Raw genomic sequence first — 9,683 nt, 5'->3', positions numbered from 1 at the left:
CACCCACCACGCCTCCGCCGACGGGTGGCACCTGCGCGGTGAAGTCGCGGCCCGCCGGCAAGGTGCTGCAGGGTTACTGGGAGAACTGGGACGGCGCCTCCAACGGCGTGCACCCCGGCCTCGGCTGGATCCCGATCACCGACAGCCGGCTCAGCCAGCATGGCTACAACGTGATCAACGCGGCCTTCCCGGTGATCCGCGCGGACGGCACGGTGCTCTGGGAAAACGGCATGGACGCTGGCGTGAAGGTCGCCACCCCGACCGAGATGTGCCAGGCCAAGGCGGCCGGCGCGACCATTCTGATGTCGATCGGCGGAGCCGCCGCGGGCATCGACCTGAGTTCCAGCGCGGTCGCCGACCGGTTCATCGCGACGATCGTGCCGATCCTGACGGCCTACCACTTCGACGGCATCGACATCGACATCGAGACCGGGCTGACGGGTAGCGGCAACATCAACACCCTGTCCACGTCGCAGGCCAACCTGATCCGGATCATCGACGGAGTGCTGGCCCGGATGCCGTCGAACTTCGGACTGACCATGGCACCGGAGACGGCCTACGTCACCGGCGGCAGCGTGGTCTACGGCTCGATCTGGGGCTCGTACCTGCCGATCATCAAGAAGTACGTGGACAACGGCCGGCTCTGGTGGCTGAACATGCAGTACTACAACGGCAGCATGTACGGCTGCGCGGGCGACTCGTACCCCGCTGGCACCGTGCAGGGCTTCACGGTGCAGACGCAGTGCCTGAACAACGGCCTGACCATCCAGGGCACCACGATCCGCGTGCCGTACGACAAGCAGGTTCCGGGCCTGCCCGCGCAGGTCGGCGCGGGTGGCGGTTACCTGTCGACGTCGCTGGTCACCCAGGCGTGGAACAGCGTGCCCGGTCTCAAGGGCCTGATGACCTGGTCGGCGAACTGGGACGGGTCGAAAGGCTGGACGTTCGGCGACACCGTGAAGCGTCTGCAGGGACGCTGAGCGGGGGGCAGGCGCCGGGCGTACCGTCAGCCGGCTTCCCGGCGGGCGCGGGCCCGGCGCTTGCCCTCGTGCATGGCCTGCACCCGGGCGACCGGGATGGTCCGGCCCTCGGCGACCAGGTCGGCGGGGAGCGGCTGCGGGGCCGGCATCGCGGCGGCCCACGGGTCGGTGTCGGCCACCAGCGACGGCACCGTCCGGATGGTGAAGTCGGCCGGGGTGACCTCGGTCAGGTCGGCCCAGTCGACCGGGAAGGAGACCGGCATCCCGGGGCGTAGCCGTGGGCTGTACGTGGCGGCCACGGTCGCGCCGCCGGCCCGGGTGGCGTCCACGAACACCCGGCCGCCCCGGTCCTCCTTGATGTATGCGGTGGTGGCCAACGCGGGGTCGATCCGCTCGGCACGAGCGGCGAGCGCCCGGGTGGCGGCGGCCAGTTCCTCGGCGGTGGGGTCGCCCGTCACCGGGACGAAGACGTGCACGCCCTTGGCCCCGCTGGTCTTCACCGCCCCGGCCAGGCCGGCGCCGGCGAGGGCCTGGCGGACGAGCAGCGCGGCGGCGACGGCCGCGGCGAATCCGTCGCCCTCCGGCGGGTCGAGGTCGAGCACCAGGTGGGTCGGGCGGTGCAGGTCGGCGACGGTGGCCAGCGTCGGGTGGTACTCCACCGCCCGCTGGTTGGCGAACCAGAGCAGGGTGCGCCGGTCGTCGCAGAGGGCGTACGAGATCTCGCGGTGGGACGCCTCGGCCCAGACCGGCGCCCGGCGTACCCAGTCGGGTGTGTACCGGGGAAGGTTCTTCTGCATGAAGGGCGGTTGGCCCGGGCGGACCCGGATCACCGACAGCGGCCGGTCCCGCAGCTGGGGCAGGAGCCGGTCGCCGACCGCGTCCAGGTAGTCGACCAGGTCGCGCTTGGTCGCGTCGGTGATGTCGGACAGGGGCTGGTCCAGGTTGGTCAGGGCCACCCCGTCGCGGGTCTCGTCGGCCTCGCTCACCCGATCACCCTCCCGGCCTCGGCGTCGTCGGTCAACCGGACGCGGCGCTTCGACACGGGCCGGTTCGGCTGGCCGCCGTCGCCGGCCGGCGCATCGGCGTCGGGCAGCGGGCCGGCCGGGCGCCGGGGCAGCGTGGTCAGGGCTGTCAGCAACGCGGCGAGCACCAGGACGGCGGCCACGGCGAACGCGACCCGGTAGCCGGCGGCCAGCGCCTCGGACTGGGCGGACCCGCCGGCCCGCAGGACGTCGGCGCGGGCGGCGGCGAGGGTGGCCAGCGCGGCCAGTCCGACCGCCCCGCCGACCTGCTGGGTGGTGTTGGCCAGCCCGGACGCGAGCCCGGCGTCGGCGTCGGTCGCGCCGACCATGGCCAGCGTGGTGACCGCCGGCAGCGTCAGGCCGCCGGCCACGCCGAAGATCACCATCGCGGGGAGCACGTCGGCGAGGTAGCCGCCGTCGGCGGGCAGCCGGGCGAGCAGCAGGAAGCCGACGATCGCCAGAGCGAGCCCGGCCAGCAGCACGGTCCGGGCGCCCCACCGGGCGATCAGCCGACCCGCCAGGCCGAGCGACACCACCGCGATCACCACCGGGGTGGGCAGGAACGCCCAGCCGGTGGCCGCCGCGTCCAGCCCGAGCACCAGTTGCAGCTCCACGGCGAGCAGGAACTGGAAGCCGAAGTACGCGGCCACCATGAGGAACTGCACGGCGTTGGCCGCGACCAGACCCGGGACGCGCAGCACCCGGCCCGGCAGCAGCGGCGTGGCCGCCACCCGCTGGCGTACGGCGAAGCCGGCGAGCAGCAGCGCCGCGAGCGCCGCCGCGCCGAGGGTCCGCGGGCTGGTCCAGCCGTGCTCACCGGTCCCCACGATGCCCAGCACGGCTGCCATCAGGCCGGCGGTGGCCAGCAGGGCGCCGGGCACGTCGAGGCCGGCCCGCAGGCCGATGCCCCGTTCGGCGGGGAGTTGGCGGACGGCGGCGAGCAGGATCGCCGCCCCGATCGGCAGGTTCACCAGGAAGATCGAACGCCAACCGGCCAGCTCGGTGAGCACCCCGCCGGCCACCGTGCCGATCGTGGCGCCGGCCGCTCCGGTGAAGCTGAACACGGCGATGGCGCGGGCCCGCTCGACCGACTCGGGATAGAGCCGGACGATCATGCCGAGGCTGACCGCCATGGCGAGCGCGCCGCCGACGCCCTGGCCGAAGCGCGCGCCGACGAGCAGGGCCGGCCCGGTGGCGGTCGCGCAGGCCAGCGAGGCCAGGGTGAACAGCACGACGCCGGCCAGGAAGACCCGGCGCCGGCCGAGCAGGTCGCCGAGGCGTCCGGCGAGCAGCAGCAGCCCGCCGAACGCGACCAGGTAGGCGTTGACCACCCAGGCCAGGCCGGCGCCGGTGAAGCCCAGGTCGCGTTGGACGGCGGGCAGCGCCACCGAGACGACGCTGCCGTCCAGGATGATCATCAGGCTGCCGGCGCAGAGCACGAGCAGGGCCGGCCAGCGGGCCGGGACGGTACGGTCCATCACATGCCTCCTTGGTGCACGCTTTGTTACTGACGTCATCGTCTGTGACCATGAGCCGGAGCGGAAGGAGGCACTGTGATGTCCCAGAGGAACAGCGATGTGTCCGCGCAGGTCGAGGCGGAGTTCACCTGCGCGGCCGGGACCGTGCCGTTCACCCCCGGGCAGGCTCGGGCGTGCACCGTCCGCGAGGTGCTCGACCGGGTCGGCGGCAAGTGGAGCATCGGCATCCTGGTGGCCGCGTCGAACGGCCCGGTGCGCTTCACCGAGCTGGAGCGGCACATCGAGGGCATCAGTCGCCGGATGCTCACGCTGACGCTGCGCAACCTGGAGCGTGACGGCCTGCTGCACCGCACGGTCTACCCGACCGTCCCGCCGAAGGTGGAGTACACGGCCACGCCGATGGCACTGGAGCTGTACGAGTCGCTGGTGGCGCTGACCAGCTGGGCCGAGCGGCACCGCCGGACCATCGCCGCGGCGCGGACCAGGTACGACGCCGAGCACGCGGGCTGAGCCAGGCCGCGTTGTGGTGAACGCCACCACGTTCGTCTGACCGATCGGTCAGGCTCTGACCGATCGGTCAGGCATGCTGGTCTGCGGAGGTGGACCAGTGATGGCCAGAGCGGTGTCCGAGACGCACGGCGAGATCCTCGCCGCGGCGGCCCGACGGTTCGCGGTGACCGGCTACCGGGGCACCTCGTTGCAGGACATCGCGGGCGAGGTCGGCTGCTCCAAGGCCACCGTGCTCTACCACTTCGCCAACAAGGAGGCCCTGCTCGCCGAGCTGATGGCTCCGGCGATCGGGGTGCTGCGCGACCTCGACGACCAGCTCACCGGCCTGACCGGCACGGCCGCCCAGGAGGTCGCGGCGCAGGGCTTCGTCGACCTGGCGGTCCGGTTCCGGCGGGAGATCGCGGTCCTGCGCGGCGAGTTCCCCGAGCTGCTGTGCCAGCCGGCCTTCGCGCACATCCAGCAGATCTCCGACCGGCTGCGCGACGCCTTGGCCGGCCACTCCGACCGGCCGGCCGCCCGGATCGCCGCGCTGGTGCTCCTCGCCGGCATCTCCGAGGCGTGCGCCGAGTTCGTCGACATCCCCGACGACGAGTTGCGCCCCGCCCTGCTCACCCTCGTCCGGCGGGCCGTCGAACCCGTCGACGCACCACTGCCCCAACCACCCACGACCGAGGACAAGGACTCCTGATGGCCACCCTGCTCTACCGGCTCGGCCGGGGCGCGTTGCGCCGGCGACGGCTCGTCGTCGCGCTCTGGCTCGTCGTACTCGTTGGCGCCGGCATCGCCGCGGCGACCCTGCGCGGCCCGACGGCGAGCAACTTCACCATGCCGGGCACCGAGAGCCAGCGTGCGCTCGACCTGCTGGCGGAGCAGTTCCCCGCGGCCAGTGGCGCCACCGGCACCATCGCGGTCAAGGCGCCGGCGGACGGCCAGCTGGCCAGCCCCGAGGGCCAGGCCGTGGTGCGGGGGCTCGTCCAGCAGGCGTCGACGCTGCCCGGCGTGGTCGGCGCCGTCGACCCGTTCCAGGTCGGCGCGGTCTCGCCCAACGGGCGGTACGCGCTGGTCCAGGTCCAGTTCGCCACCAGCGCGGACGAGGTCACCGACGACCAGAAGGCCGCGTACGAAAAGGTCGGCTCGTCGGTCGAGGCGCAGGGCTGGCAGGTCGCCCCGGGCGGTGAGGTGTTGGGCGGTGAGCCCGAGGTGGGCTCCACCGAGGCGCTCGGCGTCCTGGTCGCCGCGATCGTCCTGATCATCACCTTCGGGTCGCTGGTGGCCGCCGGGATGACCATGCTCAACGCGCTGATCGGCGTGGGCGCCGGCATGGCCGGCCTGTTCGCGCTCAGCGGTGTCGTCCAACTGACCAGCACCGCGCCGATCCTGGCACTGATGCTCGGCCTCGCCGTCGGCATCGACTACTCGCTGTTCATCACCTCCCGGCACCGGCAGAACCTGCTCGACGGCCTGCCGCCGGAGGAGGCGGTCGGCCGGGCGGTCGGTACCGCCGGCTCCGCCGTGGTCTTCGCCGGCGCGACCGTGGTCATCGCGCTGGCCGGACTGGCCGTGGTGGACATCCCGTTCCTCACCGTGATGGGTCTCGCGGCGGCCGGCACGGTCACCGTCGCCGTCCTCGTCGCCATCACCCTCCAGCCGGCGCTGCTCGGCTTCGCCGGCCGTCGGGTGCTCCCCCGCCGGCTGCGCGCGCTCCCCACCGACGGCACGATCGCCGCCGACGCCCCGGGCGACCGAGCGGACGTCGGCACCGCACCGGCCGAGGACAAGTCCCGGTTCGGCTTCCGCTGGGCCCGGTTCGTGACCCGGTTCCGCGTACCCGTCATCCTGGTCGGCCTGCTCGGCCTGGGCCTGCTCGCGCTGCCCACGCCGGACATGCGGCTGGCCCTGCCGGACGCCTCGACGGCCGCCGTCGGCTCGCCGGCCCGGGTGTCGAGTGACCTGATCACCGAGGGCTTCGGTCCGGGCTTCACCGGCCGGCTCGCGGTGGTCGTCGCCGGTGATACGCCGCAGGCCACGTCGGCCGCCGTACCGCAGGTCACCGCCCTGCTCCAGCGCACCGAGAACGTCCTGGCGGTGGCACCGCCGCAGCTCAGCCCGGACGGCCGCACCGCGCTGCTCGGGGTGGTGCCGAAGACCGGCCCGACCGACGAGGCGACCGAGACCCTGGTGCACGACGTCCGCGACTCGGTGGGCGGAATCCGGAACGCCGACGTGCTGCTCACCGGTGCCACGGCGATCGGCATCGACGTCTCCGAGAAGCTCTCCGACGCCCTGCCGGTCTATCTGCTGCTCGTCGTCGGGCTCTCCGTGCTGCTGCTGATGCTGGTGTTCCGTTCCCTACTGGTGCCGGTCAAGGCCGCGCTGGGCTTCCTGCTCACCGTCGCCGCCACGTTCGGCATCACGGTGGCGGTCTTCCAGCAGGGCCACCTCGCCGACCTGGTCGGCCTGGACACGCCCAGCCCGCTGATCAGCTTCCTGCCCATCCTGCTCATCGGCATCCTGTTCGGCCTCGCGATGGACTACGAGGTGTTCCTGGTGTCCCGGATGCGGGAGGACTTCGTCCACGGTGAGACCGCCCAGCAGGCCACCATCAGCGGCATGGGGCACGGCGCCCGGGTGGTCACCGCCGCCGCGCTGATCATGATGTCGGTCTTCGGGGGCTTCGTCTTCCTGGAGGACCCGGTGATCAAGTCGATGGGCTTCGCGCTCGCCGTCGGCGTGGCCATCGACGCCTTCGTGGTCCGGATGACGATCGTCCCCGCGGTGATGTCCCTGCTCGGCTCGCGCGCCTGGTGGCTGCCGAACTGGCTGTCCCGCGCCCTGCCGAACGTCGACATCGAAGGCGAAGGCCTCCGCACCCATCTGCAGGACCGCACCCCAACCCGGGTCTAACCCCTCGCCCTTCGCGGTCGATCATGGAGTTGTGGTGCCTGTTGTGCCCCGATCCGGGGCCTTCGTCCAGCACCACAACTCCATGATCGACGCGGGTCGGGCCGCTCAGACTCCGGCCGGGTACGTCTCCATCTCGCCGGGGACCGCCGGGACCTGCAGCGGGTGCAGGGCCGTCGTCTCGTCGCACCAGATGAAGGCGTCGTAGCGTTCGCCGAGGCGGGTGGGCACGTAGTTGCCCCAGGACTCGAACGACGGGTCGTAGACCACCCCGATCGCCCGGTGGTCCGCCGTCCCGGTGACCCACTCCGGCTGATCGTCGCCGCCGAAGACCAGCACCGCCCGCTCCGGCATCAACTCGTGCAGCCTGCGCTCCACCGAGCCCTCCCGGGCCGGCGGCACGACCATCGCCTCGGACGGCGAGCCCCACCGGGGCGCGGCGATCGCCGTGCCCCGGTAGCTGCCGAAGCCGACAAGCGTCACCGCGTCGTCGCCGTACCGCTCCCGGGCCAACTGACCAATGTTGACCATCCCGTCGGCGGCCATGTCGGTGGCCCGCGCGTCCCCCACGTGCGTGTTGTGCGCCCAGACGATCCCGCGGGCGTCCGGGCCGTACCGATCCAGCAGCCGGTCCAGCGTGTCCTGCATGTGCGTGTCCCGGATGTTCCACGAATCAGGGCCACCGGCCACCATCGCCCGGTAGTAGCGCTCCGCGCCGGCCACCACCTCCGCGTTCTGCCAGGCCGAGAAGCGGTCCGGGCCGTCCGACATGGCCTGTTCCCGGGTACGGGCCAACAGCCGGACGACCTCCTCCTCACAGCGGGCCGACACGAACCGGCTGGCCGCGCCGTACTCCTCGACCCGCTTGCCGTACGGCTCGAAGCACCGGTACGCGTCCTGCGCCGCCTCCAGCGAGGTCGGATCCTCCTCGCCCAGATAGTCGAAGATCGCCTGCATGGACTCCCACAGGCTGTACACGTCGAGACCGTGGAACCCGGCCCGTTGACCGTCCGGCCGCTCCAGGTTCCACGCCCGCAGCCAGCGGCAGAACCGGGCCACCTCGGCGTTCGCCCACATCCAGGTCGGCCACCGCTCGAAGCGCTCCAACGCCGTCTGCGGATCGAGGGCGCCGCCCGGCGCGCCGGTGACCGAGCGGTGCACCCGGTCGCAGTCCGGCCAGTCGCCCTCCACCGCCACGAACGAGAAGCCGCACTCCGCGATGAGCCGGCGGGTGAGCTGCTCGCGCAGCCGGTAGTAGTCGTAGCTGCCGTGCGTCGACTCGCCGATCATCACCACCCGGGCGTCCCGGACGCGCTCCAGCAACGGGTCGAAGTCGCTCGGTGCGCCGAGCCGCTGAACCAGCATGCCAGCGGCTACCCGGCGGCCGCGCCGACAAACCGTCGGCGCGCCGCCCGCCGACACGCCGGACCGGTGTACGGGTGCGGCGAGCGGGTAGCCGGCCGGCATGACGGTCACCGGGGTGCAGTTGCAGGAGTACCTGGCCGGGCTCGACTACCCGGTCTCCCGCGAGGACCTGGTCCGCTGGGGTCAGGAGAACGGGGCCAGCACGGCCATGTTGCAGATGTTGCAGGCGTTGCCGGCGGAGCAGTTCGACTCACCGGACGAGCTGAACGCCGCGCTGACCACCCTCGCCTGACGGCCCGGTTCACCGCGCGTGCAGCAGCCGGAACAGCACCAACCACTGTTCCGGCCAGACGTACCCCACCGGGGTGTCCGCCGCGATCCGCGTCGCCCGCAGGGCGGCCGCGACCCGGGCCGGCGGGTGGTGCCGGCGCAGGCTCGCGGCGAGGGAACCGCCGACGCCCTCGAAACCCCACCCCACGAGCCTTTGGTACGCCGGCAGCGCCGCCGCCGACAGCAGCGGCTCCGGGCGCCGCTCGATGCGCAGGATCCCGGCGTCGACCGCCGGCACCGGCCGGAATGCGGTACGCGGCACCCGCCCCGCCAGCCGCCACTCGACCTCCGGCCAGGTCTGCACGGTGAGCCGGGTCCACCGGCCGTAGTCGCCGCTGCGCCGACGGGCGTACTCCAGCTGGGTGAGCAGGGTCGCCGAGCGCAACCGGGGCGCGGCCAGGCACCAGCGCACCACGGCGGCGGTCAGCGACCACGGGATGTTGCCGACCACCGCGAACGGCTCCGGAGGCGGCTCCGCGGCGAGGAAGTCGGCCTGCCGATGCTCGACGTTGGGCAGGCCCGCGCAGACGGCGGCCAGCTCCCGGTTGGCGGCCGGGTCCACCTCGTACGCCGTCAGTCGCCCACCGCGGGCGGCGAGCGGCCGGGTCAGCTGGCCACGGCCGGCGCCGACCTCCAGCAGGAGCCCGGCCGGGTCGGGGTCGGCGACACGGACCAGCCGTGCCACGGCGGCCCGGTCGGTGAGGAAGTTCTGGCTGAGTACGCGACGGGACCGGTCGCGTTCGGTCGGTCGGAGGTTGCGGGGCGTCACGGGTCGTCGTCCTGTCTGTCGCCGCTCGGCGACGGGCTGGACAGGCAGCCGGAAGTGCCGGGCCTGTCCGAGTGGATCGGGACTCGGACGGCCCTGGACGATGGCGCGGGTACGCGAGACGACGAGGCGACAGCCTCGTGCCGTTGCAGACGATCAGCGATGGTGGGGCGACGCCCCAACGTCACCGCGAAGGTGAACCGATCAGCGGCGGAATGCGTCCCAGCCGGCCAGGGCCGGACGCCGGACTCGCGGACGGGACACCAGCAGGGCACCCCAGGCGGCCGGCGCACCGACCCCCTCGATCAGGGCATGCGTGAACATGCCCCCC

General features: G+C 73.0%; 9 protein-coding genes. 5 read left to right on the top strand and 4 right to left on the bottom strand.

What is annotated here, in order from left to right:
- The coding region (locus tag F8271_RS27400) for a chitinase (RefSeq protein WP_151492741.1) at nucleotides 1–980 on the top strand (980 nt) is incomplete at its 5' end.
- 26 nt (nucleotides 981–1,006) lie between these two features.
- On the opposite strand, the gene F8271_RS27395 is transcribed toward F8271_RS27400, so the two are convergent.
- Both F8271_RS27395 and F8271_RS27390 read right to left on the bottom strand, forming a co-directional pair.
- Entirely contained in the window at nucleotides 1,007–1,966 is a 960-nt protein-coding gene (locus tag F8271_RS27395; RefSeq protein ID WP_151492740.1) for a DNA polymerase domain-containing protein, read from the bottom strand.
- Nucleotides 1,963–3,480, bottom strand: coding sequence for an MFS transporter (locus F8271_RS27390; protein ID WP_151492739.1), 1,518 nt, complete (start codon nucleotides 3,478–3,480; stop codon nucleotides 1,963–1,965). Before F8271_RS27390 ends, F8271_RS27395 begins: the two co-directional genes overlap by 4 nt.
- Before the next feature lie 75 nt (nucleotides 3,481–3,555).
- Between F8271_RS27390 and F8271_RS27385 the strand changes: the two genes are divergently transcribed.
- The 3 genes from F8271_RS27385 (at nucleotide 3,556) to F8271_RS27375 (ending at nucleotide 6,894) form a co-directional block, all read left to right on the top strand.
- Nucleotides 3,556–3,990: a helix-turn-helix domain-containing protein gene (locus tag F8271_RS27385; protein WP_225854795.1), complete on the top strand. Its 435-nt coding sequence runs from the start codon at nucleotides 3,556–3,558 to the stop codon at nucleotides 3,988–3,990.
- Between the two features lie 100 nt (nucleotides 3,991–4,090).
- A complete protein-coding gene (locus F8271_RS27380) occupies nucleotides 4,091–4,678 on the top strand; it encodes a TetR/AcrR family transcriptional regulator (protein ID WP_151492738.1) in 588 nt (195 codons plus the stop codon).
- Nucleotides 4,678–6,894 carry an MMPL family transporter gene (locus F8271_RS27375; protein ID WP_151492737.1) on the top strand — a complete coding sequence of 739 codons (2,217 nt, stop codon included), beginning with the start codon at nucleotides 4,678–4,680 and terminating at the stop codon, nucleotides 6,892–6,894. The genes F8271_RS27380 and F8271_RS27375 overlap by 1 nt, the downstream gene beginning before the upstream one ends.
- A gap of 105 nt (nucleotides 6,895–6,999) precedes the next feature.
- On the opposite strand, the gene F8271_RS27370 is transcribed toward F8271_RS27375, so the two are convergent.
- Nucleotides 7,000–8,256 carry an erythromycin esterase family protein gene (locus F8271_RS27370; RefSeq protein WP_151492736.1) on the bottom strand — a complete coding sequence of 419 codons (1,257 nt, stop codon included), beginning with the start codon at nucleotides 8,254–8,256 and terminating at the stop codon, nucleotides 7,000–7,002.
- A 100-nt stretch (nucleotides 8,257–8,356) separates the two neighbouring features.
- Here F8271_RS27370 and F8271_RS27365 point away from each other — a divergent pair, with 100 nt between their 5' ends.
- On the top strand, nucleotides 8,357–8,548 hold the full coding sequence (locus F8271_RS27365; protein WP_151492735.1) for a DUF2795 domain-containing protein: 192 nt from the start codon (nucleotides 8,357–8,359) through the stop codon (nucleotides 8,546–8,548).
- Nucleotides 8,549–8,557: 9 nt separating this feature from the next.
- Here the strand turns inward: F8271_RS27365 and erm are convergent, their stop codons facing one another.
- Entirely contained in the window at nucleotides 8,558–9,355 is a 798-nt protein-coding gene (gene erm / locus F8271_RS27360; protein ID WP_151492734.1) for an ErmE/ErmH/ErmO/ErmR family 23S rRNA (adenine(2058)-N(6))-methyltransferase, read from the bottom strand.
- Nucleotides 9,356–9,683 lie beyond the last annotated feature (328 nt).

The organism is Micromonospora sp. ALFpr18c, assembly GCF_008868155.1.
Classification (GTDB): Bacteria; Actinomycetota; Actinomycetes; order Mycobacteriales; family Micromonosporaceae; genus Micromonospora.
Note: the sequence above shows the minus strand (reverse complement) of the source record. Positions and strands in the feature narration are given on the sequence as shown.